The organism is Arthrobacter yangruifuii (assembly GCF_009192775.1).
In the GTDB taxonomy this organism is placed as follows: domain Bacteria; phylum Actinomycetota; class Actinomycetes; order Actinomycetales; family Micrococcaceae; genus Arthrobacter_B; species Arthrobacter_B yangruifuii.
On the sequence record NZ_VTFX01000001.1, the window covers coordinates 720768 to 747081 of the forward strand.

Here is a 26314-nt window from a genome sequence, read left to right on the forward strand (position 1 = left end):
CCGGCCTACTTGGCGTCCGCGTAGGAGTCCACAGCGGTGACCAATACCGGGAACTCCAGCGGAATCGGCCCAAAGAGCAGGCGCGTGGCCGTGGCCGCCGCCTCGGAAACCAGTGTGCCGACCTCCTCGACTCGTCCGGCCGGAACATGGAGCATGACCTCGTCATGCAGGAAAAACACCAGTTCCCCGGCAGGGGAGGATGTTGAAGCCGCGCGCAGCCGCCGCCGTATCTCCGCCAGCCAGCACAGTGCCCATTCCGCGGCCGTCGCCTGGACCACGAAGTTACGGGTGAACCTGCCCTGGGACCGGGCGAGGGCATCCGCGCGGCGCTGTTCCTCGGCACTGGTGCTCTGCTGGGCACGACGAAAGCGCTCCGACACCGGCGGACTGCTGCGGCCCAGATGGCTGCTGACGGACAGGCCGGCTTCACCCGCCCGGGCACCGCGCTCCACCACGCCGATGGCCTGCGGATAGGCGCGGGTCAGCACCGGCATCAGCCGGCCGGATTCCCCGCTCGTGGCGCCATACATGGCGCCCAGCATCGCCATCTTCGCCTTGGCGCGGTCTCCGTCGAAACTGCGGTCGGCGATGCCCTGGTACAGGTCCTTCCCGCGGGCCGCGGCGGCCAGCGCGTTGTCCTGGCCGAGGGCGGCGAGGACCCGGGGCTCCAGCTGCGCGGCGTCGGCGACCACCAGCCGGTAGCCGGGATCCGGGCGGACCGCATCGCGGACGGTCTTGGGAATCTGCAGGGCCCCGCCGCCGCGCGACGCCCAGCGGCCGGAGACCACGCCTCCCACCACATATTCGGGACGGAAACGGCCGCCGTCCACCCAGGCGTCCAGCCACGCCCAGCCGTTGGCAGTCAGGAGCCGGGACTGCTTCTTGTATTCCAGCAGCGGCTCGATCACCGGGTGTTGGTGCTGCTGCAGCTCCCACGAGCGGGTGCTGGTGACCTCGATGCCGGCGCGGTGCAGCGCCCGCAGCAGTTCCTGCGGGGAATCCGGATTGAAGCCGGGATTGCCGAGCAGCAGCCGCATCCGGGAGACGAGCTCTTCCAGCTTGTCCGGGCGCCGGCCTTCCGGCGGCCGCGGGCCGAGGGCGTTGTGCAGCAGTTCCTCGTGGATGTCCCGGCGCCAAGGGATGCCGGCTCTTTCCATTTCCACGGCGATCATCCCGCCGGTGGATTCGGCCACGGCCAGCAGGTTCAGTTTCGCCGGGGACTGCGAGCCGGCGATGGCGGCCAGCTGGTCCGCCAGCTCGGCGGCGAGCTCCTCGGCGGACGGCGGCCGCGGCCCGGCGGCCTGTCCGTCGGGGGCGGCGAGCGTGTCGAAGATCGAGGTTTGGTCCGGAGAATGCCGGACGGGAAGCAACTGGCGGGGTGCCGGGTCTTCCCCCGGGTCCTCCGTGCGCAGCTTGTCGATGTAGGGCGTCGGGGGTACGGATTCGGCGAAGCGGAGGATGCCCCGGACCAGGGCGAGGTCGTGGCAGCGCTCCACGGTGAGCCCTGCGGCCAGCATGCGGGAATAGACGCCGCGCGCGGATTCCCAGACCCAGCGGACGGGCTGCGATTCGTAGTGCCGGACGGCGGCGGCGAGCCGGTCCCGGGGAACGACGACGGCGGGTGCCGACGGTGTGCCGGTACCGTCGGTTTCCAGCAGGGTCCAGGTATCGTCCTCTTCCCGGGCTGCGGGGCGGGGAGCGAGGACGATGTACATGCTTCTATTCTCACCCGGAGCGGTGACATCTCCGGCGCGGGCCGCCGTCGTTCCGTCCGGTTGGGCCGCCGCCGTGCCGCCGAACCGCACGGGATAAGGAAGACTGGAGGTTTCCCATGACTAAAGGCGGACCCCCTTGATCACTCTTACGCAGGACACCGACGGCTTCATTCGCATGGACCGGCACCTCCCCGGCTCCCTTCCCGTCACCGTCGCGTTTGCGGACGGCACCAGCGAAGTGCTCACCGGCGCCGTGCTGAATAAGGCCTATGACGACGCGGTGGCAGTGTTCCGGGCGAAGAACCACCTCGATGCCAAGGGCTTCTCCCGTGTGAGGAAGATGCCGGCCAACGCAAAGATCAGTGACGTACCGGTGTCGCCGGGGATGGGTCGGTAGGACGTGGCCGGGCCGGCGCGGCGGTGTGCGCAGCGGCCAGATGCCCGGTGATGAGCCGCACCAGTTCCGGCACGGCAGCGGCGTGGAAGTAATGCCCCATTCCGGGAATCGTCACCAGGCGGGAGCCCGGAATGGCTGCAGCCGTTGCCGTTCCTCCGCTCGGATGCACAATGGGATCCCGGTCGCCGTGGATGACCAGGGTGGGGACGCGGATCCCGGCGAGGTCCCGTGTGCGGTCCTGCGAAGCGTTGATTGCCCCCAATTGCCGGGCACGGGCCCTGCCGCCGTCCGGATAGGCGCCGCGGTCCCAGGCTAATCCTGCCAACTCGGCCTCGACCGCCGGATCTGCGGGATTCGCCCGGCCGGACAGATGCCGCATCATGCCCACCCGCGCCCGGATGAATGCCTCGCGGGTCCGCGGCGGACGGGCCGCAAACCGGACCTTAGTGGACAGGGCGGCAGCCCCGACCTCCCGCGCCCCCGTAGTGGAGATCAGCGAGGTGAGGGTAAGGACCCGGTCCGGACGGCGGGCCGCGACGGACTGGGCAATCATGCCGCCGAGGGACATCCCGGCCACGTGGGCACGGTCCACCTGCAGATGGTCCAGCAGCCCGACGACGTCGTCCGCCATGTCCTCGATCCGGTAGGCGCCGGTCATGGGGCGGGCGAACGCCTGATGGAGCAGCGAGGGGACGGGAGTCTCCATCCGGCCCGAACGTCCGGCGTCGCGGTTATCGAGGCGGATCACCCGGTATCCGGCGTCCGTCAGCCCGGCCACCATCGCGGCCGGCCAGGCGGTCAGGTCCAGGCCGAGACCGGAGACCAGGACAACCGGTTCACCGTCCACGGGCCCGTCCAGGCGGTAACACAGCCGGAGCCCGGAGGGGAGGGTGAGGAAACGGTCTGCGCCGGGACCGGCGTCGTCGTCCGTCGGTGCGGCCTGCTGCCGCCCGTCCTCCGGGCCGGAGAACCGGAGGTGGCTGTCCACCAGTGCGCCCTTCTGCAGGTCCCTGCGGTCCGCCAAAAAGTTCATGGTCATCAGCCACGGTGCCCGGGTTCCCTGGCGGGGCAGCGAATCCAGGCTGCGCTGCACGTACCCGGCACCGAAGTCCAGCAGCGGGCGGGTCTCCATTCCTTCGGGCGCCACCGGCACCGCGGCGGTGTAGCCGCGCCGGTCCATGGAGGTGAGCAGCCGGGAAAACCACCGGGTGAGCAGCCCCACCTTCAACGTCCAGGACGCATTGGTGTACCCGATGGCGAAGGCCATATTGGGGATGCCGCTGAGCATGACACCGCGGTAGGCCACATGTTCGGCCAGCGTGACCGGAACGCCGTCGAGCCGCAGTTCCATTCCGCCCAGGATCTGGATGGTGAAGCCCGTGGCGGTCACGACGACGTCGGCGGCCACCTCTTTCCCGGATTCCAGGCGCAGGCCGTGCTCTGTGAATCCGGCGGTCCGGGCGGTGACCATGGTGGCTTTGCCGCTGCGCAGGGCGCTGAAGAAATCCCCGTCCGGCACCGCGCAGAGCCGCTGGTCCCAGGGACCGTAGGGGGGATTCAGATGGGTGTCCAGATCGAAGCCCTCAGGCACGGCCCGGGACTGGATTCCCCGGATGGCCTTCCGGGCGAGGTTCGGCCAGCGCTGGCAGAAGGCCCAGATGGCCCGCTGCCGCCGTGCGCTGATCTCTGCCATGATCCGTCCGGTGCGTTCGGGCCCGACGACGCCGCGCAGGCGGCGGGCGACGGGGTCCTCTGCCGGTATCGGCAGGATGTACGTGGGAGTGCGCTGGACCATGGTGACCTCTGCCCCCTGCTGCACCAATGCCGGCACCAGTGTGACGGCCGTGGCGCCGCTGCCGATGACGGCGATCCGTTTTCCGGCCGGAGCAAGATCCCGGGGCCAGTGCTGCGGATGCACTATCCGGCCAGGGAACTGTTCCCGGCCGGGGAGGTGAGGGGCGTATCCCTCGTCGTAGCGGTAATACCCGGCGGCATTGAAGATCCAGCCGGCGCTCAGGCGGAGGAATTCTCCGGTGCCCGCCGGTTCCGGGGAGGTCCCGTCAGGACCGGGTTCCGGCGTCTCCATCACCTCCACCGTGAGGTTCCAGCGTGCATCGGCGCTGGACCAATCTGCCGACACCACGCGCCGGTGATAACGGATCAGGGTGTCGACGCCGTATTCGGCCGCCGTTTCCTTGAGGTAGTGGAGGATGCTCGGCCCGTCGGCGATGGCTTTCCCGCCGCGCCAGGGGCGGAAGTCATAGCCGAAGGTATACAGGTCCGAGTCGGACCGGATGCCCGGGTAGCGGAACAGGTCCCAGGTGCCGCCGGCCCGGCTTCGCGCTTCCAGCAGGGCCACCGATCGGCCCGGGTGGTCCTGCCGCAGGCGGCAGGCCGCACCGATGCCGCTGAGCCCCGCACCGATGATCAGCACGTCCAGATGTTCCACGGTGTCTTGGGTGCCTTGGGCGTCCTGGGTGTCTTTGGATATCACGGTGTCCTCAATTGGTCTGGATTCCCGTTTCCTGGCGCACGCCGTTGAGCCGGGTTACCGCAGACACTACCGCCCGGGGCGGACGGCTGTCCCTTCCTCCACACCCCGCTGCCGCCACCGCTGCCTCCCCCTGTTTTCCCGGCCTGCCCAACGGCGTATGGAGGATCCGGGCCAGCGGAGGCGAGGGTTGTCCCATGGACAAGGAACGCGGTGCCCGGGCAGGAGGTTCCGGGCGAAGGGGAGGATCGCCGGAGCCGGACGGCGGGCGGGGCAGGCGGCTGCGTGGGACAGCTGCGGAGGCAGGTGCCGGGGTGGTACTGGTGGCCGGCGACCAGGGGCTTCAGGATGAGGTGGCGCGTCTTGCTGCGGCTGCCGGGATAGAAATTGCCGTGGCGGCGGGAATTCCCGACGCTCTGGCACAGGTGCCGGAGGTGCTGCTGCTGGGCAGCGGGGAGCTTCGGTCCCTGGGCAACCATCACGGGGCGGTTCCCGGTGTCGCCGGTATTCCGCCCGCGGGGAGGACCGAGGTCATCGTGGTGGGAACGGCCGCGGATACCGGAATCTGGGATCTGGCCGCCGGCAGTGCAGCAGCCCGGGTGGCGGTCCTGCCCGCCGCGTCGGAGTGGCTGGCCGGATATCTGGGGCGGCGGCGGGACATCACCGGCGGCACGGTCCTAGGCGTCCTGGGCGGCTGCGGCGGGGCCGGCGCCACCGCTGTCTCCTGCTGGCTGAGCGCGGGCGCTGCGGAGCGGGGGTCCTCGGTGCTGCTGGTCGAAGGTGATCCGTGGGGTGCCGGCCTCGAATGGGTGCTCGGAGCTGCGGAACTGGACGGCATCCGCTGGCCGGATCTGGCGGGGCTGAGCGGCAGCCTGAATCCGGTCCAGCTGGCGGCCGGTCTGCCCGCGCTGGCCGGGTTTTCGCTGTTGGGCCGCGGCGGCGGGGAGCCTCCCGCGGACGCCTCCGTGATCGGGACAGTGATGGACGCTGCCCGGAGCGGGTATGGGCTGACCGTCGTGGATCTGGGCCGTTCGCTGGGGACCGAGTCCATGCTCCCGTTCTGCGACCAGGTGCTGCTGGTGGTTCCCGGCCGGACCGGCGGCATCCTGGCGGCACGCACCGTCCTGCCGTACGCGGGGCCGGCACCGGTCCGGGCCGTGGTGCGTGGTCCTCTCGGCGAGGGACTCGATGAGCTGCGGACCGCCGAGGCAATCGGTCTCCCGTTGGCTGGATACGTCCCCTTTTATAAGGGCACGGAGCGTGCCATGGACGCCGGACAGGTGCTCGCCTGTCTGGGGAGGGCGGGAATCCGGGGTGGTATGCGCCGGATTCTTGCGGACATCCTCCCCGCCTCCGCAGGGGCCGTGTCATGACGGTTCCGGGCGGCGGTGCCCCGGGTTCGCGCGGCCGGCATGCGCCCGCCCTTGGCCCCGACCCTTTGCTGGCCCGGGTGCGTGACCGGATGCTGGCCTACCCCGAGCCGGTGACCGCAGCACGTCTGGCGGCCGCCGTGCAGGCCAGCGGCTCCCTGCTCGGATCCGAAGGAACCCTGCGCGCCGTGGACCGGGTCCGCGCGGAAATCCAGGGTCTGGGCGTGCTGCAGCCGCTGGCATTACTGCCGGGAGTCAGCGACATTCTGGTGAACGGGCCGGACCAGGTCTGGGTGGATGCCGGGCGCGGACTGGAACGGACCGCGGTGCGCTTTGCCGCCGAGTCCGACGTGCAGGCACTCGCCGTCCGGCTGGTGGCCGCCGCCGGACGGAGGCTGGACGATTCCAGTCCCTGCGTTGACGTGCAGCTGCAGGGCTACCGCGTGCATGCCGTCCTGGCTCCGGTGTCCACGGGTTCCACGCTCCTGTCCATTCGGATTCACCGGAACCGGACCTTCAGCCTCGCGGAGCTGGCGGGCAGCGGAATGATGGACCCGCAGTGTGAAGCGGTGCTGCGGAGGATCCTCCGCCGCCGCCTGAACTTTCTGGTCAGCGGGGCAACCGGCACCGGGAAGACGACACTGCTGTCGGCCCTGCTGTCCCTGAGTGGAAAGCAGGAACGTCTGGTGCTGGTGGAAGACGCAGCCGAGCTGAACCCGGTGCACCCGCACGTGGTCGGGCTGCAGAGCAGGCATGGAAACGTGGAGGGTTCAGGGATCCTGGACCAGGCGGAACTGGTCCGGCAGGCATTGCGTATGCGGCCGGACAGGCTGGTGGTGGGGGAGTGCCGCGGGGCAGAGGTGCGGGAGCTGCTGGCCGCGCTGAATACCGGGCACGACGGTGCCGGCGGGACCATCCATGCCAACTCCGCCGCAGGAGTGCCGGCACGGCTGACGGCATTGGGTGCGCTCGCCGGTATGACGCCGGACGCCGTGGAACTGCAGGCCGCTGCCGCTTTGGACGTGGTGATCCACCTGCACCGGGCCGCCGCTGGGCGAACTGTTTCCGAAATCGCCGTGCTGGGGAGGAGCGGCGGCAGGCTGGCGGCCATCCCCGCCCTCGTAAGGACCGGTACCGGGTACCGGCACGGTGAGGGATGGACGGAACTGGAACGCCGGCTGGAGGAGCGCGGTTCTGCAAGGGACGGGGCAGCATGAGGTCCGTCCTGTGCTCCGGCTGAGGGTAGCTGGGGCGGCGGTGCGGGCATGGACGGCCTAAGGGCAGCAGCGCTGCTCGCGGTGGCGGCGATGCTTTTACTGATGCCGGTCCGCCGGTTCGAGCCCGGCCGCAGGACGGCCCGGCGGTTTCGGCCGGTCCGGTGGTTTCGGGGCCGGCACCGTGACCCGCTGCACGGGGACGCTCCCGCCTTGCTGGTCCGCGAACTGGCCGGTCTTCTCGCGGCGGGCCGCAGCGGGCACAGGATCTGGGCGGATGCTGCCGAGCTCTACGATGCCCGGGCGGTGCCGGGCGCGCCCGTGCATCCTTTCACCCCGGTGCTGCAGGCAGCCGCGGCCGCAGCCGCACTGGGATTCAGCCCGCTACCGGTCCTGTCCGCAGCGGGCCGGAGCGGACCTCCCCTGCCCGGACCTCGCCTGCCCGGACCGGCAGCGGTGCCCGGATCCCGTGCGTCCGCAGCAGAGGAGGCCCTCCGGGACCTGTGGGCGGGGCTGGCCGTCTGCGTCCGAGTGTCCGAGCGCAGCGGAGCTCCGCTGGCTGCCGTCCTGACCCGCTATGCCGGGCAGTTGGAAGCCGCCCGGGACGCGGCGTCTGACCGTGACGCCGCCCTCGGCGGCCCCCGGGCCACTGTCCGGCTGCTGACGTGGCTTCCTGCCGGCGGGATGCTGCTTGGCTATCTGCTGGGCGGCAACCCGCTGTACGTCCTGACAGCCACGCCGCTGGGATGGGCTGCGGCGGCCCTGGGCGGCGGATTCTGGCTAACGGGACGGTTGTGGTCTGCGAAATTGGTGCGCACGGCAGAAGGCACTATTCCGCCGGGGCCCGGATGAGCGGCCTCGTGGTCTTTGCCTGCCTGGCAGCGGCAGCGGTCTTCCTGCTGGCGGCGGACCGGCAGCCGATGCCGGCGGACGGCGGCGCCGCTTCAGCGTCCGCCGGACACGCTTCGGTCAGCGATCCCGCCCTGATGCTGGATTTGACCGCGGCCATGCTGGAGGCCGGACAATCCCTGCCCTCCGCCCTGGCAATCCTGGCCGAAGGTGCGGATCCGGCAACCGCGCGGGAGCTCCTTCGTCTTGTCAGCGCACTGGATCTGGGCCTTCCCTGGGATACCGCCTGGCAGCTCGCAGCGGGCATGCCGGAAGGACAGGCTCCGTACCCGACAGTCCGGGCCACGGGGGACGCGTTTCCGGCAGCCCTTCCCGGGTCAGCGCTCGCAGACCTGGGTCCGGCCCTGCGCTTCACCGCGAGGACCGGGGCCCCCTCCGCAGCGGTGCTCTATTCCCACGCAGATTCCCTGCGGCGGCGGCGCCAGACGGAGGCGAGGCGTCGCGCCGCAGCCCTCGGCGTCCGTCTGGTGATGCCGCTGGGGCTGTGTTCGCTGCCTGCCTTTGTGGCACTGACGGTGGTGCCGCTGCTGATGTCCCTGCTGCCGGGCCGGGCCTGACCGGCAGTTGCCGGGAGGGTGCTACGGCTGTAGTACCTCTCCTTCGGCGGTGCGCTCTTGTCGGTGCAGCCTCCCGGTATTGCTTCCCGGTATCTCTTCCCTCGGCGGTGCCGGGACCCTTCCGATGTCCGTCCCCGGTCATGCAGCCTCCCATCCTGGCTGAAAGCTGTCCTCCTCCACAGACGACTGGCAACCTCCGGTTGTCCGCATCAGCGTCGGGGAGGACCTGGCCGGGGACGCGCGGCGGCAGGATCGAGTTCCGCAGAACTTTCCATCAGGAGGAAACCATGGCACTGATCCCCGCGTCCGTTGAACGTCTTTCCGCGACGGCCAAGCAGCATGTCCCGGGTGCCGCCCGGCTTGTCCCGGATGCCGAAGTTGTTCCGGGTACCGCCCGGCCCGCCGGCACTGCCAAACCGGGCGCAGGAAGCTCCGCGGACCGCATGCCATGTCCCGATCCACGGACTGACGGAAGCCACGGTGTCTTTAGCCTGTCGGGGCGGGCAGCACCTGTGGTCCGGAGGCTTACGCTGGCGAAACCGGTCTCCGGGGCTGACGGCTCCCGGTCTTCCGGCCCCGGCGGAGTCCGGATCGAAGCGCCCTCAGCCCCCGTACCCGTCGAGGCACCGGTTGACCGGCCAATCCCTGCAGCTCCGGCCGGGCACGCGGCTCGCGCGGCCTGGGCGGGCCGGACGCCGGCGGATCCGGCATGGTCGGACCGGGAAGCAGGGATGGCAACGGCTGAATATGCCATTGCCACCCTGGCAGCCGTGGCCTTTGCCGGGCTGCTGGCAGTAGTGCTGGGCAGCGACGAAGTCCGGTCGATGCTGGTATCCCTGATCCGGTCCGCCCTGACCCTCGGTAAGGGCGGACAGTGACATCAGGAATCTGCGCTCGAACGCCGGCGGCGGAGGGGAATCGGCAGGGCACACGGGACCGGGGCGCAGTCACGGCGGAGTTTGCCGTAGCGCTGCCGGCCATCGTGCTTGTGCTGGTGGGCGGACTCACCGGCATCTCGGCCGGCGTCACGCAGCTGCGTCTGGAGGAGGCTGCCCGCGCCGCCGCACGCGAACTGATGCGGGCGGATCCGGCCGCAGCCGAGGCAGCCGTGGAACGGCTGGCGGGCACATCGGCACATTTGATTCTCTCGGAAGAGGGGCAGTGGACAGCTGTCGAAGTCCGCAGTTCCTTGTCCCTTCCCGTGCTGAGTCTGCTGCCCCTGGAACTGTCCGCCGGGGCCGTAGCCTTTCCCGGGGACGGAGGCCGGCCGGATGGTGTCCAACCTGCCCGATAGGGCCCGTTGCAGGCCGGCGGAAGAACGCCGGACTGCAACGGGCCCGGGCGTCCGTACCGCGAATCTTCCGGCCCGGAACCGTCGGACCGTGAACGGTTGCGGCCGGGTCCCGAGCGTCTGGAGCATGAACAGCCGGGCGCGGAACAGCCGGCCGCGGAACAGCCCGGTCCGGAGCAGCCGGGCCCGGAGCAGCCGGGCCCGGAACCTGCGGAGTCCGAACCGCCGGGAGCCGAACGACAGAGGCGCAGGGACGGTCGCCGCGCTCGGGATTTGTCTGGTGTTGCTGGGTTCTTCCATGGTTGCCCTGGTGCTGGTCCAGGCGTCCGTCGCCGCGGTCCGGGCCGCAACCGCCGCGGACCTGGCCGCGCTCGCCGGTGCGGACGCTTTACGGGGCCTGCAGCACCCGGCGGCAGGCGGTCCTCCCGCGGGCGGGATCCCCGGCACCGGCTCGGGCGGGACTCCAGATGCCGCCCCACGTGCCGCCCCAGGAGCCGCCCCCGGTGTCAGCGCCGGAGACGACGCCTGCCGGGTGGCCACCGAAGTGGCAGCGCGCAACAACGCTTCACTGCGCGCCTGCACGGTGGACCCCGGGAGCGGCACCCTCACCGTGGAAACGGAGGTGGGGGTGCCGGCGCTGCCGATCCCGGCAGTGGCCCGGGCCCGCGCCGGACCACCGGGTTAGGACGTCAGGGCCAAAGCCTCGTCCGGGGCATGGTCCAGCAGCACATCCAGCAGCGTCACAGCTCCCTTCTTGTCCAGCGGATTATTCTTGTTTCCGCATTTCGGGGACTGCACGCAGGACGGGCAGCCGCCGTCGCACTCGCAGGCACGGATGGCGTCACGGGTGGCAGCAAGCCAGATCCGGGCAGCCTCGTACCCGCGCTCGGCGAAACCGGCACCGCCGGGATGCCCGTCATAGACGAAAATGGTCGGCTTTTCCGTATCCGCGTGCAGAGCCGTGGAAACGCCGCCGATGTCCCACCGGTCGCTGGTGGCCACCAGCGGCAGCATGCCGATGGACGCATGCTCCGCGGCGTGCAGGGAACCGGGGAAATCGGCCGGAGCCAACCCGGCCGAGATCAGGAACTTTTCATCGATGACAAACCAGACGGCCTTGGTGAACAGCTCCTTGGCCTCCAGCTCCAGCGGCTCCTCGCCGAGGATTTCGTTCGAGATCAGGGCCTTGCGCTGATAGGAGACCACCTGGGTGGTGACCTTCACCGTGCCGAAGCAGACCTGGATGCCGTTCCACTCCGAGGTCCGGTCCGTCTCCAGCACTTCCACTTGGGTGATGTCCCGGGCCTGGGTGTAGAACTCCGGGTTGGTGCGGGTGACCATGGCACGGTGGTCCGCCTCGTTGAGTTCATCCACCAGGAAGGTCTGCCCCTGATGAACGTAGATGGCCCCCGTATGGGCCTGATACTGGGCCTGCGGGGAGTCCATGGTGCCCAGCAGCGTGCCGGTTTCCGTCTCCACAATGTTGATCGGACCGCCGCCGGCGGCCCGCAGGTTGACCATGGAGGCGGCGCTTTCCGGATGCGTCCAGAACCATCCGGAAGGGCGCCGCCGCAGGTAGCCCTGCTCCACCAGCTGTCCCAGCAGTCCGCCGGCGGTGGGACCGAACAGTTCCCGCTCATCCGGGGTCAGCGGCAGCTCCGCTGCGGCGGCACAGAGATGCGGGCCCAGCACATAGGGGTTGGAGGGGTCAAAGACCGTCGCCTCCACGGACAGGTCGAAGATGGCTTCAGGATGGTGCACGAGGTAGGTGTCCAGCGGATCATCACTGGCCACAAAAGCAGCCAGGGCATCCTGCCCCGACCTTCCCGCCCGGCCGATCTGCTGGAACAGGGAGGCCCGGGTGCCCGGCCAGCCGGCCACCAGCACTGCGTCCAGTCCGGAGATGTCGATGCCCAGTTCCAGCGCCGACGTGCTGGCAATGCCCAGCAGCTCACCGCTGCGCAGCCGCCGCTCCAGCTCCCGCCGTTCCTCCGGCAGGTAGCCGGAGCGGTACGCGGCCACCCGGTCCGGCAGCGAGGGATGGACCTCGTCCAGCAGCCGCCGGGTGATGGTGGCGATGGTTTCGGCCCCGCGCCGGGACTTGATGAAGGCGATGGTGCGCACCTGCGCTGCCACGAGGTTGGCCAGCAGATCGGCGGTCTCGGCCACGACCGTGCGCCGCGACCGGGCACCGTTTTCGCCCTTCAGCTCGGTCAGCTGCGGCTCCCACAGGGCCACTGTGGTGGAGCCGTGCGGGGACCGGTCCTGGGTCACGGCGGTGACCGGAGCGCCGATCAGCCGGCTAAAGGAGTCAGCCGGCTCGGCGGAAGTGGCGGAGGCGCCGATGAACACGGGATTGGCCCCGTAATACCGGCAGATCCGCCGCAGCCGGCGCATCAGGTTGGCGACATTCGAGCCGAAAACTCCGCGGTAGCTGTGCGCTTCGTCGATGATGACGTATTTCAGTCGCCGGAAGAACCGCGCCCACCAGGCGTGGTTCGGCAGCACACCGAAGTGCAGCATGTCCGGGTTGGCGAGCACAAGATTGGCGTGGTCCCGGATCCAGCGCCGCGCGCCGGGGTCCGTGTCGCCGTCGTACGTCTCGGCGCGGACGGTCGGCAGCTGCAGTGATTTCACGGCGGCAAGCTGATCGGCGGCCAGCGCTTTGGTGGGCGCCAGATACAGGGCCACGGCGCCGGACGGCTCCAGCGTTGCCCGGTCATCGAGGGAGGTGCGGTGGATCGCGTCGAGGACGGGCAGCTGGTAGGCCAGCGATTTTCCCGAAGCCGTGCCGGTGGCAATGATCGTGTGCTGCCCGGCATGGGCGGTTTCGGCAGCTTCCATCTGGTGCGCCCACGGTTCGTGGATGCCGCGGCGCTGGTAGGCGGCAACGACGTCGGGATGCGCCCACTCGGGCCAGGGGGCGGTGACTGCACGGCGCGCAGGAATGTGATGCACATGCATCAGCTGCTCGGGCTCGGCACCGCCGCCCAGCAGCGGAATCAGGGAATCATGAAGAGCCACGTGCTCATTCTCCCACCCGGAAATCCGCGGCGGCCCATGTTCACTCCCGGGGAAACCCTCTGCCGGATGTCAGAACCGTGGTTCGAACATGACGACTGATGCCAGGGACTCCCAGCCCAGGTACCGGTAGAGTTCCTGCCCGGCCACCGAAGCGATGAGCAGCCCGCCGTCGGCGTCATCCTCCAGCGCGAGGGCGGTCAGCGCACGCATGACATAACTGCCCAGGCCGCGGCGGCGGTAGGCGGGCTCGGTCATGATCCGGTCAAACACGGCGTAGCCGTCAATTACGGCCACCCGCCCGGAGGCCACCAGCTGCCCCGCATCAAACACCGTGACTGCACCGACCTGGTTCTCATGCGTGCTTTCCACCTCGAAGGTGTCCCACGGCAGGACCGGGGCCTCGATGTCCTGGCCCGCCATATCCACCGCCATCAGGACCTCGTCGGTGGAGCGGATCTGCAGCCCGTACACCGAGGCCGCCCCGTGGATTGCGTCAGCCCGGGTCGTCACGATGGTGAACAGCCGGGTGGGGCTGTGCCGGGCGGAGGATGCCAGGGCGGCGAACTCGTCGGGGGAGGGCTCGAGGGCGAAATACTCCCAGTCGTTCGTGCGGTCATGCAGCAGGGCCGCCGGGAACCGTCCCTCATGGCGGGTCCGGTACCCTCTGGCCTGGGCCCACCCGGAGACCCACGTCTCAAGCAAATCGTCATCCAGCGCTCTCATAGATGCACACTAGCGGCCGCCCGTGGTGAACGGTACGCACGGAAGGGGAAAAGCGGCTCCCCGCCTCGGTCTACCCTTGTCTTGTGGCACTGAACCGAATTGCACTGTATTACGCTTTCACCCCCCTCTCCGATCCCGACGCCGTCAGGCTCTGGCAGCGCACCCTGTGCGAAAAGCTGGGCCTGCGCGGGCGGATCCTGATCTCCAAGGACGGTATTAACGGCACGGTGGGCGGTGAGCTCGACGCCGTCAAGGCCTACGTCAAGGCGACCCGGGAATATCCCGCGTTCAAGAAGATGGACGTCAAGTACTCCGAAGGCTCGGCGGAGGATTTCCCGCGCCTGAGCGTGAAGGTCCGCAACGAAATCGTGAGCTTCGGCGCACCGGGCGAGCTCAAGGTGGATGAAAACGGGGTGGTCGGCGGAGGCACGCATCTGCGCCCGGAGGAACTCCACCAGCTGGTTGAAGAAAAGGAAAAGGCCGGCGAGGAAGTGGTCTTTTTTGACGGACGCAACGCCTTCGAGGCCCAGATCGGTAAGTTCAAGGGCGCCGTGGTGCCGGACGTCTCCACCACCCATGACTTCATCGCCGAGCTGGAATCGGGCAAGTATGACGACCTCAAGGACAAGCCCGTAGTCACCTACTGCACCGGCGGCATCCGCTGCGAGGTGCTCTCCAGCCTGATGGTGAACCGCGGGTTCTCCGAGGTCTACCAGATGAAGGGCGGCATTGTCCGCTACGGGGAAACCTACGGGGACAAGGGCCTGTGGGAGGGATCGCTGTATGTCTTCGACAAGCGGATGCACACCGAGTTCACCGACGACGCCGTCACCATCGGCCAGTGCGTGCGCTGCCAGGCGCCCACGAGCAAGTTTGAGAACTGCTCCAACCCGTCCTGCCGGAAGCTGACCCTGTACTGCGCCGACTGCGCCTCGGACCCGGCCACGCTGCGCTGCCCGGACGGCTGCGACGCATAAGCGGGCAAAACCCGGCAGCCCAACTACTTAGATACTTCCCACCCTGCCGTTGTTAGCATCCCGGCACGGGCTGCAGGCCCGGACAAGCCCGACGACGATCCCGGCAGCCGCCGGGCCTACCGCGATCGGGCACGGCGCGAAGGCGGGGGAGCATGGAAACTGGCGAAACGGTGGCGGGAGCCGCAGCGGCAGGTGGGCCGGCCACTGAGTGGGACCGGATTGTCGATGTCCTGGTGGTGGGAACCGGCGCAGCGGCGCTGACCGCCGCCATTACGGCGGCGGACGAGGGGCTCGACGTCCTGGTGGTGGAGAGCACCGGACTCTGGGGCGGAACCACCTCCATTTCCGGCGGAGGGCTCTGGATGCCCAACAACCCGCTGAAGAAAAAGGACGGGGTGCCGGACAGCCGCGAGAAGGCGCTCACCTACATGGAAGAGGTGATTGCCGACGTCGGGCCCGTTTCCTCCCGTGAACGGAAGCTGGCGTTCCTGGAGACGGTGCCGGAGGTGGTGACGTTCCTCGGTGACCTGGGCGTGCAGTGGATGCGGTCCAAGGATTATCCGGATTACTACCCGGACCGGCCCGGCGGCATGGTGGGACGTTCCCTGGAAGTGAAGGCCTTCGACACCAAACTGCTGGGCCCCTGGTTTAAGCAGTCCCGGCCCGCAGCATCGGGCATTCCGGCACCGCTCGCCACCGACGACGTCTGGGAGCTTTCCCGGGCCTGGTCCACACCCAGCGGTTTCATCCGCGGCGCCCGCTTTGTCTTCCGCACGCTCGGCGGACTGGCCCGCGGCAAACGCCTGTACGGGCTCGGCGGGGCGCTCGCCTCCTCGCTGATGTACATCGTGCGCAACCAGCAGACCCCTGTCTGGCTGTCCGCGCCGCTTACGGACCTGATCCAGGACGACGACGGCGCGGTGCTGGGCGCGGTGGTCAGCCGGGACGGCAGGGACGTCCGTATCCGTGCCCGCAGGGGCGTGGTGCTGGGCGCGGGCGGCTTCGCCCGGAACGCCGAATGGCGGGAACAGTACCAGGGGCTGGAGAAGGAGTATTCCTCGGCCCCCGAGGGGGATCTGGGCCAGGCCATCGACATTGTGGCTTCCCGGGGTGGAGCGCTGGCACTGATGGATGACGCGTGGTGGGGACCATCGGCCGTCGGCCCTAAAGGCAACGTCACGTTTACCCTCGCGGAGCGGTCCATGCCCTTTTCCCTGGTGGTGGATGCCGCCGGCAACCGGTTCCTCAACGAGTCCGAGTCCTATGTGGACTTCGGCCACCACATGCTGGAAAACAACAAGCTGGTTCCCGGCACGCCCGCCTGGCTGGTCTTCGACGCCCGGCATGCGCGCCGGTACCTCTTTAATGCCCTGCTGCAGGGGCGTGCGGAATGGAAGAAGCAGGGCCTGCTGCTCCAGGACGAGTCGATCACCGGGCTCGCCGAAAAGATGGGCGTCCCGCCGGCGGCGCTGCAGGCCACCGTGGAACGGTTCAACGGCTTCGCCAAAACCGGCGTCGATGAGGACTTCCACCGCGGCGACACCGTCTATGACACCTATTACAGCGATCCCCGGGTGAAGCCGAACCCGAACCTGGGACCGCTGGAGAAGGGTCCGTTCTCCGCCGTCCGCCTGTATCCGGGGGACCTGGGCACCAAGGGCGGGCTGGTTACGGACGCTGATGCCCGGGTGCTCCGGGAGGACGGCAGCGTGATTCCCGGCCTCTATGCCGCGGGAAACACCACCGCGTCCGTCATGGGGCGTACCTATCCCGGAGCCGGAGCCACCATCGCTCCGGCGGTCGTGTTCGGATACCGGGCGGCCCGGCATGCGGCGGCTTACGGACCGGAGGCCGGCTCCGTGCCGGCAGCGGGATCCGCAGCGGCACCGGCGGTTGAACCGGCCGCTGCTCCTGCAGCCCCCGCTGCACCCCCTGCCGTGCCCGCGGCGGGCTGACGCTCCCGCACAGCAACTCCTCCGGAGGAACCCGGCCCGGCAGCCGGGCGACGGAACGGGAGGCGAAGCGGGCGGGTACCCGGACGGGTGCCCGCCCGGGTACCGGTGGCGCGGCCATAGACTGGGAAAGTGAGTGATTTTTCTTTCGTCCCCGACGCACCCCGAAGCCGCGATATCCGGCTCCTCCAAGCGCTTGCCGCCGATCTGGAGGACGCCGGATACACCGTGGACGGTGTGGCCGCGTTCCTCGGTGAGGATGCGTCCGCAGCCCTCCAGCGGGACCAGCTCGTCCCTGCCCTGCTGGTGTGCCGGGCGGAGGCGGAAGCGGCCGCGCCGCGCCGGGTAGCCGTTCCCGTCCAGCTCTGGCTGCTGGGTGAAACCATGGAGCGGTCCCACCTGGACGAAGCACTTCCCCGCACCGGCACCGACGGCCTTCTGGAACTGGGACTGATTGAACGCGGACCTGTTTTCGGCACCTTCCAGGCTGCGGTGGACCTGCGTCCCTACGGCACTGACGACGGCGGCACCGGTTCCGAGAAGAACCCCGCCGGGGACCTCTGGGTGGCCAGCGACCTGGGCAGCCATCAGCGTCCCGGCGTGCTGCGCCGCGACCATGTCCTGGGCATCGGCCAGGCGTCCCTGAGCCTCGCCCAGCTCACCGTCCGCACCCCGGTGGGCCGGGCCCTGGACCTGGGCACCGGCTGCGGCATCCAGACCTTCCATCTGCTCCGGCACACGGACCACGTCACGGCAACGGACATCTCCGCGCGTGCCCTCGGGTTCGCCCGGTTCAACCTGATGCTCAACGCACCCCAGCTGGACATCGACCCGGAACAGCCCCAGGAACGGTTCACGCTCCGGCTGGGAAGCCTGCTGGAGCCGGTGGCAGGGGAGGAATTTGACCTGGTGGTTTCCAACCCGCCGTTTGTCATCACCCCCCGCACCGGAACCGACGCGGAAGCCGAGCGGTTCACCTACCGCGACGGCGGGCTGGCCGGAGACGGTATCGTTGCCGCACTCGCCGCCGGACTGGAAGGGGTCCTGCGGCCGGGCGGCACCGCCCAGATGCTGGGCAACTGGGAGATCCCCGCCGGCCGGGAGGAGGACTGGTCCGAGCGTCTGGAGCAGTGGCTTCCGGACGGCACCGACGCCTGGGTCATCCAGCGGGAAACCCTCACGCCGCCCGAGTACGCCGAAATGTGGCTCCGCGATGCGGCCCAGGGCCGTGAACGGACCGAGTACGCGGAAGCCTATGCCGGTTATCTGGCGGATTTCGCGTCCCGGAACGTCGGATCGGTGGGCTTCGGGTCCATGTGGCTGCGCCGGCGCCCGACGCCCGCTGCGCGCCCGCTGCGCAGGTTCGAGGAGATCACCCACCCCGTCGAACAGCCCCTCGGCCCGCATCTGGAGGCCGCCGTCCGCCGGTTCGACTGGGTCAGCTCCCGCACCCACCTGGCGGATGAGCACCTGCGCGTCGCCGACGACGTCACGGAGGAACGCCATCAGCGTCCCGGAGCCGAGCATCCGGGGGTGATCCTGCTCCGCCAGGGCGCCGGGCTGCGGCGGACCAACCTGATGAGCACCGAACTCACCGGTTTTGTCTCGGCATGTGACGGGGAGCTCTCCGTGGGCCAGATTGTGTCCGCCCTGGCCGCACTGCTGGACCGGCCGGATTCAGGGTTTGGCGAAAACCTGATCTCGGAAGTGCGTAATCTGGTGTTGGACGGGTTCCTCATTCCGGACCGCTGGTAAGGCACCGGGCCTAACCCGGCGCGGGTCGGGGGCTGCGGTGCTTTCCAGTTACCCTAGTGCTGGGGCATCGCGCATACTGTCTGTGGATGTACCGGACCGCGGATGCTCCGCAAGCGCCCGGAACGAAGCGCCCTAATTCATTTGAACCACCCGTTACGTAGGAGAACAGTGCCAGTTAAGGCAACGGACAAGAAGACCGGCAAGAAGCTTGTAATTGTCGAGTCTCCGGCCAAGGGCAAGACCATTGCCGGGTACTTGGGCGAGGGCTTCGAGGTGACGGCGTCGATGGGTCACATCCGCGACCTTCCGCAGCCCTCCGATCTGCCCGCCGAGCTGAAGAAGACCGGCGTCGGCAAGTTCGCCGTGGACCTCGACAACGACTTTGAGCCGTATTACGTGGTCTCCGCCGACAAGAAGAAGAAGGTGGCCGAGCTCAAGGCCGCGCTGAAGGACGCCGACGAGCTCTACCTCGCAACTGACGGTGACCGCGAAGGCGAGGCCATCGCGTGGCACCTGCTGCAGGTACTCAAGCCCAAGGTTCCCGTGCACCGGCTGACCTTCCCCGAAATCACCCGCGAGGCCATCCAGCGTGCCCTGCTGGAAATGCGCGACGTCGACGTGGCCATGGTGGATGCCCAGGAAACCCGCCGCATCCTTGACCGGCTGTACGGCTACGAGATTTCCCCGGTGCTTTGGCGCAAGGTGGCCCGCGGCCTGTCCGCCGGGCGCGTGCAGTCCGTCGCCACCCGCCTGGTGGTGGAACGCGAGCGTGAGCGCATGGCGTTCCGTCCGGCGTCGTACTGGGACCTCGCCGGCACCTTCGCCACTGAGGCAGCCGAAAAGTTCAAGGCCCGCCTGGTCTCCGTCGACGGCGCGCGCGTTGCCACCGGTAAGGACTTCACCGACCGTGGCGAACTGAAGTCCAAGACTGCCGTGCATCTGGACGAAGCGTCCGCCGTATCGCTGGCGGCCGGCCTGGAATCGGCTGCGTTCACCGTCCGCTCCGTGGACACCAAGCCGTACACCCGCCGTCCGGCCGCACCGTTCACCACCTCCACCCTGCAGCAGGAAGCCGGCCGCAAGCTGCGCTTCTCCTCCCGGGTGACCATGCAGGTGGCCCAGCGGCTGTATGAGAACGGTTACATCACCTATATGCGTACGGATTCCCCGGCGCTGTCGGACCAGGCCATCAACGCGGCCCGCCGGCAGGCTTCGGAGTTGTACGGTCCCGAATACGTGCCCGAAGCCCGGCGCGTCTACAAGGGCAAGTCCAAGAACGCCCAGGAAGCGCACGAAGCCATCCGCCCCGCGGGTGACTCCTTCCGCACCCCGGCCCAGGTCGCGTCCTCGCTGCGCGGTGACGAATTCAAGCTCTACGAGCTGATCTGGAAGCGCACGGTCGCGTCCCAGATGGCCGATGCCAAGGGTTCCACCGCGTCCGTGCGCCTCGGTGCGGTCTCCGCCGACGGGCGCGACGCTGAGTTCTCGGCCTCCGGTACGGTCATCACCTTCCGCGGGTTCATGGCCGCCTACGAGGAAGGCCGCGACGCCGTCCGCGAGGACGACGACGCCGAGGGCACCGATGGTGCGCGTCTGCCCGTGCTGAAGGCCGAGGACCGGCTCAGTGCCGCCGACATCGCTGCCAACGGCCACGAGACCTCCCCGCCGCCGCGGTTCACTGAAGCGTCGCTGGTGAAGATGCTCGAAGAGCTCGGCATCGGCCGTCCCTCCACCTACGCCGCCACCATCTCCACCATCATGGACCGCGGCTACGTCACCAACCGCGGCCAGGCGCTGGTGCCGAGCTGGATCGCGTTCTCCGTGGTCCGCCTGCTGGAGGAGCACTTCACGGATTACGTGGACTATGACTTCACGGCGGAACTCGAAGAGGACCTGGACCGCATTTCCCGCGGCGAGGCCGGACGCGTGGAATGGCTGAACCAGTTCTATTACGGGGACCGGGTGGAAACCGGCCTCCACACCATCGTCAACGACCTCGGTGAAATCGACGCCAAGGCCATCAACTCCATCGAGATTGCCGACGGCATTGTGCTGCGCGTAGGCAAGTTCGGCCCCTACCTGGAACGTCCGCTGCCCGCCGACGCCCCCGAAGGGACCGAACCCGAGCGGGCAAACGTTCCCGAGGATCTGGCTCCGGATGAACTCACGGCCGAGAAGGCCGTGGAACTCATGGAGACCGCAGCCCCCGAGGAACGCGTCCTCGGCACCGATCCGGAGACGGGCCGGACCATCGTGGCCCGCAACGGCCGCTACGGCCCGTACGTGATCGAGCTGATCCCGGAACCCACCGAAGAGGACCTCGCCAACCAGCCGGTTGAGTATTACAAGAACGGCAAGCCCAAGCCCCCGAAGAAGCCGGTGAAGGTCAAGCCGCGCACCGGTTCGCTGTTCAAGTCCATGAGCGTGGAAACGGTCACCCTTGAGGAAGCGCTGAAGCTGATGAAGCTGCCGCGCGTCCTGGGCACCGACGCCGAGGGCAACGAGATCACCGTGCAGAACGGCCGGTTCGGCCCGTACCTGAAGAAGGGATCGGACTCGCGCTCCATCGGCACCGAGGAGGAAATCTTCACGATCACGCTGGAACAGGCCCTGGAGATCTACTCCCAGCCGAAGCAGCGCGGCGGCCGGCAGGCTGCGGCCCCGCTGGCGGAGTTCGGCACGGATCCTGTGTCCGAGAAGCCGATTGTGGTCAAGGACGGCCGGTTCGGCCCGTACATCACCGACGGCATCACGAACATCACGGTGCCCCGTTCCACGGCCATCGAGGAGCTGACCCGCGAGCAGGCCATCGAACTCCTCGCGGAGAAGCGCGAAAAGGGTCCCGCGAAGAAGCCCGTGAAGAAGCGTGCCGCTCCGCGGAAAGCTCCAGCGAAGAAGTAGGGGCGGTAGAGCGATAATGGAATCATGCGCCTAGGCGTCCTCGACATCGGGTCCAATACCGTCCACCTGCTGCTGGTGGACGCGCATCCCGGTGCCCGTCCCGTCCCCTTCGCCTCGCACAAGCGGCCGCTGCAGCTGGTGTCCTATTTGGACGCCGACGGCGCGATCAGCGGTGCCGGGCAGGACGAGCTCATTGGGTTCGTCAACGAGGCCTGGGACTTTGCCCGCCGGCACGGTGCCCAGGACCTGCTGGCCTTTTCCACCTCGGCTATCCGGGAGGCGGCCAACGGCACCGAGGTCCTGGCCCGGGTGCAGCGCGAAACCCCGGTGCGGCTGGAGGAACTCTCCGGCGGAGACGAAGCAGCCATGACTTTCCTGGCCGTGCGCCGCTGGTACGGCTGGGGTGCCGGTTCCATCCTGGACCTGGACATCGGCGGAGGATCCTTCGAGATGGCCCTGGGCCAGGACGAACTGCCGGAGATTGCCCGTTCGCTGCCGCTCGGCGCCGGACGGCTGACCCGGGACTGGCTTCCCGAGGATCCGCCCACGCCCAAGAGCATCAAGAAGCTCCGCAAGTACATCCGCGGCTTGGTAGGCGAGGCGGCTGAGGAGTTCGCTGCCTTCGGCCGCCCGGACCTGGTGGCAGGCACGTCCAAGACGTTCCGGTCGCTGGCCCGCATTGCCGGGGCCGCGCCGTCGGCCGCCGGACCGTTTGCGCCCCGGGTGCTCACCCTGGAGGACCTGTCCCTCTGGACCAAACGGCTGGGCGCACTGAGCGCCCGGGAACGTTCCGGACTGGACGGTGTCTCGGCGCTGCGCGCGCCGCAGATGCTGGCCGGTGCCCTCGTGGCGCAGGCCGCTATGGAAGCCTTTGACGTGCCCGTGCTGAAGATCTGCCCGTGGGCGCTGCGCGAGGGCCTGATCCTGCGCCGGTTCGACACCCTGCGTTTTGAAACCACCGGTGACCTGCCGCGCGGGCCTGTTGAGGGCGAGGAATTCCTCGTGGCCGCCGGAGCAGGACCGTCCGCCAATGGAGAGCCGAGCTGACATGCAGACACCCCTGCCGTCATCCGGACGGGCCGCCATCCCGGTGGCACTGTCCAGCGCATCCGTGTACCCGCTGTCCGTGCATGACACTTTTGCCATGGCCCACGACCTGGGCTATGACGGCGTCGAAATCATGGTCACCAACAGCCAGGTCAGCCAGGACCCGGATTCGCTGAAGGACCTGAGCGAACGGTATCAGCAGCCGATCCTTGCCATCCATGCCCCCACCCTGCTCCTGACGCAGCAGGTATGGGGTGCTGCCTGGACCAAGATCGAGTTGTCCGCCGCGATGGCTGCGGAAGTGGGGGCCTCGACAGTGGTTACGCACCCGCCGTTCCGCTGGCAGACGGGATATGCCGAAAACTTCGCCGAGGGCGTGCGGGACATCGCCGAACAGTACGGGGTCACCATTGCGGTGGAGAACATGTATCCCTGGCGGGTCCGCGGCCGGGAGGCGAAGGCCTACCTGCCGCACTGGAATCCTGTTCCGGAGCCGTACGACAACGTGACCTGGGACTTTTCACATGCGGCCATCGCCGGCATGGACTCGTTCGAGCAGATCCGCCGGCTCGGCAAGCGGCTCCGGCACGTGCACCTGACCGACGGCACGCCCAACGGCAGGGATGAGCACCTGCTTCCCGGTGAAGGCACGCAGCGGTGCGCCGAGGCGCTGTCCTACCTGGCGGATGCCGGGTTCACCGGCGTCGTGGCCGTGGAAGTCAGCACCCGGAAGGCGCGGGGTGCGGGGGAACGCGAGGACCAGTTGAAGCAGACCCTGGACTTCGCCCGCGAGCACCTGCATCAGAAGGCACTTCTGGCCCGCGGCGACGCCCAGTAGGACCGAAGCATGTGCCGGCCCGCCCGTCGGCACGCCTGCCCGGCGGTAGCCCGGCCTTCGTCCGGAGCTGCCCGTGATGCGGAGCATGAAAGAATCGACGTCATGGAAAGCGCATTGAATCCCCGACTGACATTCCTGGGCTGCGGCTCGATGAACGAGGCAATCCTGGGCGGCATCCTCGCCGGCGGCCTGGCCGCCGGGCAGGTCACCGCCACCGTCCGCAGTGCAGGGCGGGCCGAGGAGCTTCGCACCACCCACGGCATCACGGTCCTCGCCGGCAGCGAGGACCCGGACGCGAACCGGAAAGCCGTGGCCGGCGCGGACCTGGTCATCGTGGGCGTCAAGCCCGTGCAGGTCGCGGACGTCCTGCGCGAAGTTGCGGCCGACCTTCCCCGCGGCGCCGTGGTGCTCAGCGTGGCGGCTGCCGTGCCCCTGGCCCTGATGGAGTCGCTGCTGCCCCAGGACCAGCCCGTGATCCGCGCGATGCCCAACACCCCGTCCCGCCTCGGCCGCGGTGTCACCTCCATTTCCGCCGGCCGTTCCGCCGGACCGGAGGCCATGGACCTGGCCCGCCGCGTACTGTCCGCCACGGGCACGGTGGTGGAGGTTCCCGAGGAGCAGGTGGACGCAGTGTCCGCCGTCAGCGGTTCCGGCCCTGCCTACGCGTTCTACCTGGCCGAGGCCATGGCCCGTGCCGGCGCGGAGCTGGGTCTGGATCCGGACCTGTCCGCACTGCTTGCCCGTGAAACGGTGGCCGGGGCCGGTTACATGCTGGCCGAGCCCGACGCCGATGCCTCCAGCCTGCGCCGGGGCGTCACCAGCCCGAACGGCACCACCGAGGCAGCCATCCGGACCTTCGACGAGCTGAACCTTCCCGGCATCATCGAGACCGGGGCCCGTGCCGCAGCGGCCCGCGCCCAGGAAATCACCAACCAGCTCACGGCCTAGCCGGCCGACCGGCAGGACCGTGGCCGGACCGTGAAACCTTACGGCCGGGCGGCGAACCGTTCCAGCAGATCCACGTGGCCGGACACAATCAGGGTGTCCCGGCTGGAGACCTTGGTGTCAGGCTGCGCGTAGGTGAAATCCTCGCCGGGGGATTTCACGCCCACCACGGTGACGCCGTACTTGGCCCGCACATTGGACTCGCCGAGGGTGAAACCCTGCGTCTCCTTCGGCGGGTACATCTTCACGATCGCAAAACCGTCGTCGAACTCGATGAAGTCCAGCATCCGCCCGCCCACCAGGTGCGCGGCCCGGCGGCCGGCGTCGGCCTCCGGATAGATCACGTGGTTCGCGCCGATGCGGGTGAGGATCTTGCCGTGCGCAGGCGTGATGGCTTTGACCCACAGGTGCTCGATGCCCAGGTCCACCAGGTTCACGGTGATCAGCACGCTGGACTCGATCGAGGTGCCCACGCCGACGACGGCGGCGGAGAAGTCCTCCGCGCCCAGCTGCTTGAGTGCCTCGATGTTCGTCGCGTCGGCCTGGACGACGTGCGTCAGCAGGCCGGAGGCCTTCTGCACGAGTTCCGGATCGCGTTCCACGGCCAGGACTTCGCGGCCCTGCCGGACCAGCTGCTCGGCAGTGGCGGCTCCGAAGCGGCCAAGACCGATAACCAGGACCGGTGCGTTGTGGGGAGGTCTGTCAGCCAATGATCGGCCTTTCTTCGGGGTAGTGGTAAAGGGTGTTGCGGTGGCGCACGGCAAGGGCCGCGGCAAGGGTAATGGTTCCGACGCGTCCGGCGAACATCAGCATCGACAGGACGTACTTGCCCGCGGGCGGCAGCGCCTCGCTGATGCCCGTACTCAGCCCCACCGTGGCGAACGCGGAAATGACTTCGAAGACCACCGGCTCCAGGGATTCATCGGTGATGACCAGGAGTGCCGAGGTGGCCACCGCCACCAGTGTGGCACCCAGGATGGTCACCGAGATGGCCACCCGCATGGCGCCCTGGGGGATGGTGCGGCCGAAGGCTCGGACATCGGCGTCGCCGCGGGCTTCGGCCACCACGGCGAGGAACAGTACGGCGATGGTGGTGACCTTGATACCGCCGGCAGTGGAGGCCGAGCCGCCGCCCGCGAACATCAGCATGTCGGTGACGAGCAGGGTGCTGGAATCCAGATCCGTCATGGAAACCAGGTTGAAGCCGCCCGAACGGGTCATCACCGAGGCGAAGATCGAGTGGATGATTTTGTCACCCAGGGACAGATCCCCGATGGTGCGGGTGTTGAACCACTCGAACGCACCCCAGAGCACGGCACCGGAAACCAGGAGGATGGAGGACACCAGCATGGTCAGCTTGGTGTGCAGGTTCCACTTGCTGATGTGGCTGCGGGTCTGCAGCAGGACCATGATCACGGGAAAGCCGAGCGAGCCGATAAAGACGCCGACCATCAGCGGCACCAGGATCCACAGGTCCTCTTCATAGGGCACCAGGCCGTCGGAGTGGGGCGTGAAGCCGGCGTTGTTGAAGGCGGAAATGGAATAGAACACCGCGTGCCAGATGGCCTGGCCGGGGGATTCGCCCAGGATCATGAAGCGCGGTGCCATCACTACGGCAAGCGCCAGTTCAATAACGACGGCGGTGCTGAAGACAATGCGCAGCAGGTGGCCCACCTCGCCGAGCCGGCCCGTGTTCATGCCTTCCTGTGCCATCAGTTTGCCGCGGACCCCGAGCCGTTTGTTTACGGCCAGGGCCAGCAGCGAGGCCAGGGTGAGGATGCCCAGTCCGCCCACCTGGATGGCGATCAGGATCAGCACCTGCCCGAACGTGGACCAGTAGGTGGCGGTGGAGACCACTGTCAGACCGGTGACGCAGACCGCCGAAACGGCAGTGAAGAAGGCATCATGCAGCGGTGCTGCTTCTCCGCTGCTGGCGGCCGCCGGCAGGCTCAGCAGGGCGGTGAACAACAGGATGACCAGGCTGAAGACGATAAGCGCCAGCCGGGCAGGACGGCCGGTGACCATCCCGCCCACGAACCGCCGGATCCCGGCGACGATGGCAGGACCGTTGTGCTGCCCCTTTTCCAGCAGGGATTGCCGTGGGAATGCCATGGTCGTCAGTTCTTTTCCGCGGTGGTTCCGCACAGTAGTGGTACTTGTCCGGCAGATGGGTGCGGACGCCAATATCAGAGTAGCGCCCGTATCACG

21 protein-coding genes are annotated in these 26314 nt (G+C 68.6%); 15 read left to right on the forward strand and 6 right to left on the reverse strand.

Annotated elements, in window-relative coordinates; translation table 11 throughout:
* Positions 1-5 precede the first annotated feature (5 nt).
* A complete protein-coding gene (locus tag GD627_RS03535; RefSeq protein ID WP_152271362.1) occupies positions 6-1715 on the reverse strand; it encodes a bifunctional 3'-5' exonuclease/DNA polymerase in 1710 nt (569 codons plus the stop codon).
* A gap of 136 nt (positions 1716-1851) precedes the next feature.
* Here GD627_RS03535 and GD627_RS03540 point away from each other — a divergent pair, with 136 nt between their 5' ends.
* The gene (locus tag GD627_RS03540) at positions 1852-2112 is read left to right on the forward strand and encodes a hypothetical protein (RefSeq protein ID WP_146360718.1); all 261 of its coding nucleotides are present in this window, start codon (positions 1852-1854) and stop codon (positions 2110-2112) included.
* Here GD627_RS03540 and GD627_RS16740 read toward each other — a convergent pair.
* Positions 2075-4606 (reverse strand): alpha/beta fold hydrolase, encoded by a 2532-nt coding sequence (locus tag GD627_RS16740; RefSeq protein ID WP_152271363.1) that lies wholly within the window; start codon positions 4604-4606, stop codon positions 2075-2077. The genes GD627_RS03540 and GD627_RS16740 overlap by 38 nt on opposite strands.
* Before the next feature lie 194 nt (positions 4607-4800).
* On the opposite strand from GD627_RS16740, the gene ssd reads away from it, so the two are divergent.
* The 7 genes from ssd (at position 4801) to GD627_RS03580 (ending at position 10629) form a co-directional block, all read left to right on the forward strand.
* The gene (gene ssd, locus GD627_RS03550) at positions 4801-5976 is read left to right on the forward strand and encodes a septum site-determining protein Ssd (protein WP_152271364.1); all 1176 of its coding nucleotides are present in this window, start codon (positions 4801-4803) and stop codon (positions 5974-5976) included.
* Positions 5973-7190, forward strand: a complete 1218-nt coding sequence (locus GD627_RS03555; RefSeq protein WP_152271365.1) for a TadA family conjugal transfer-associated ATPase — start codon at positions 5973-5975, stop codon at positions 7188-7190. Before ssd ends, GD627_RS03555 begins: the two co-directional genes overlap by 4 nt.
* A gap of 48 nt (positions 7191-7238) precedes the next feature.
* Positions 7239-8039 carry a hypothetical protein gene (locus GD627_RS03560; protein ID WP_152271366.1) on the forward strand — a complete coding sequence of 267 codons (801 nt, stop codon included), beginning with the start codon at positions 7239-7241 and terminating at the stop codon, positions 8037-8039.
* Positions 8036-8653, forward strand: coding sequence for a type II secretion system F family protein (locus GD627_RS03565; protein ID WP_152271367.1), 618 nt, complete (start codon positions 8036-8038; stop codon positions 8651-8653). Before GD627_RS03560 ends, GD627_RS03565 begins: the two co-directional genes overlap by 4 nt.
* A 731-nt stretch (positions 8654-9384) precedes the next feature.
* Positions 9385-9531 (forward strand): DUF4244 domain-containing protein, encoded by a 147-nt coding sequence (locus GD627_RS16745; RefSeq protein WP_246165292.1) that lies wholly within the window; start codon positions 9385-9387, stop codon positions 9529-9531.
* Positions 9528-9947 (forward strand): TadE family type IV pilus minor pilin, encoded by a 420-nt coding sequence (locus GD627_RS03575; protein WP_152271368.1) that lies wholly within the window; start codon positions 9528-9530, stop codon positions 9945-9947. Before GD627_RS16745 ends, GD627_RS03575 begins: the two co-directional genes overlap by 4 nt.
* 277 nt (positions 9948-10224) lie before the next feature.
* Positions 10225-10629, forward strand: coding sequence for a hypothetical protein (locus tag GD627_RS03580; protein ID WP_152271369.1), 405 nt, complete (start codon positions 10225-10227; stop codon positions 10627-10629).
* Here GD627_RS03580 and GD627_RS03585 read toward each other — a convergent pair.
* Positions 10626-12968 carry a DEAD/DEAH box helicase gene (locus GD627_RS03585; protein WP_152271370.1) on the reverse strand — a complete coding sequence of 781 codons (2343 nt, stop codon included), beginning with the start codon at positions 12966-12968 and terminating at the stop codon, positions 10626-10628. The genes GD627_RS03580 and GD627_RS03585 overlap by 4 nt on opposite strands.
* 69 nt (positions 12969-13037) lie before the next feature.
* Positions 13038-13691, reverse strand: a complete 654-nt coding sequence (locus tag GD627_RS03590) for a GNAT family N-acetyltransferase (protein WP_152271371.1) — start codon at positions 13689-13691, stop codon at positions 13038-13040.
* An 83-nt stretch (positions 13692-13774) separates the two neighbouring features.
* On the opposite strand from GD627_RS03590, the gene trhO reads away from it, so the two are divergent.
* From trhO to proC, 7 genes are all read left to right on the forward strand, one after another.
* A complete protein-coding gene (gene trhO, locus GD627_RS03595) occupies positions 13775-14668 on the forward strand; it encodes an oxygen-dependent tRNA uridine(34) hydroxylase TrhO (RefSeq protein ID WP_152271372.1) in 894 nt (297 codons plus the stop codon).
* A gap of 152 nt (positions 14669-14820) precedes the next feature.
* The gene (locus tag GD627_RS03600) at positions 14821-16623 is read left to right on the forward strand and encodes an FAD-binding protein (RefSeq protein WP_152271373.1); all 1803 of its coding nucleotides are present in this window, start codon (positions 14821-14823) and stop codon (positions 16621-16623) included.
* Positions 16624-16752: 129 nt separating this feature from the next.
* Entirely contained in the window at positions 16753-18375 is a 1623-nt protein-coding gene (locus tag GD627_RS03605; protein WP_152271374.1) for a DUF7059 domain-containing protein, read from the forward strand.
* 168 nt (positions 18376-18543) lie between these two features.
* Positions 18544-21276: a type I DNA topoisomerase gene (gene topA / locus GD627_RS03610; protein WP_152271375.1), complete on the forward strand. Its 2733-nt coding sequence runs from the start codon at positions 18544-18546 to the stop codon at positions 21274-21276.
* A gap of 24 nt (positions 21277-21300) precedes the next feature.
* Positions 21301-22323, forward strand: coding sequence for a Ppx/GppA family phosphatase (locus tag GD627_RS03615; RefSeq protein WP_152271376.1), 1023 nt, complete (start codon positions 21301-21303; stop codon positions 22321-22323).
* Positions 22307-23161, forward strand: coding sequence for a sugar phosphate isomerase/epimerase family protein (locus GD627_RS03620; protein ID WP_246165295.1), 855 nt, complete (start codon positions 22307-22309; stop codon positions 23159-23161). The genes GD627_RS03615 and GD627_RS03620 overlap by 17 nt, the downstream gene beginning before the upstream one ends.
* A gap of 114 nt (positions 23162-23275) precedes the next feature.
* Positions 23276-24109, forward strand: coding sequence for a pyrroline-5-carboxylate reductase (gene proC / locus GD627_RS03625; RefSeq protein WP_152271756.1), 834 nt, complete (start codon positions 23276-23278; stop codon positions 24107-24109).
* A gap of 38 nt (positions 24110-24147) precedes the next feature.
* On the opposite strand, the gene GD627_RS03630 is transcribed toward proC, so the two are convergent.
* Both GD627_RS03630 and GD627_RS03635 read right to left on the reverse strand, forming a co-directional pair.
* Positions 24148-24816, reverse strand: a complete 669-nt coding sequence (locus tag GD627_RS03630) for a potassium channel family protein (RefSeq protein WP_146360749.1) — start codon at positions 24814-24816, stop codon at positions 24148-24150.
* Positions 24809-26131: a TrkH family potassium uptake protein gene (locus GD627_RS03635; RefSeq protein WP_246165350.1), complete on the reverse strand. Its 1323-nt coding sequence runs from the start codon at positions 26129-26131 to the stop codon at positions 24809-24811. The genes GD627_RS03630 and GD627_RS03635 overlap by 8 nt, the downstream gene beginning before the upstream one ends.
* Between the last annotated feature and the right edge of the window lie 183 nt (positions 26132-26314).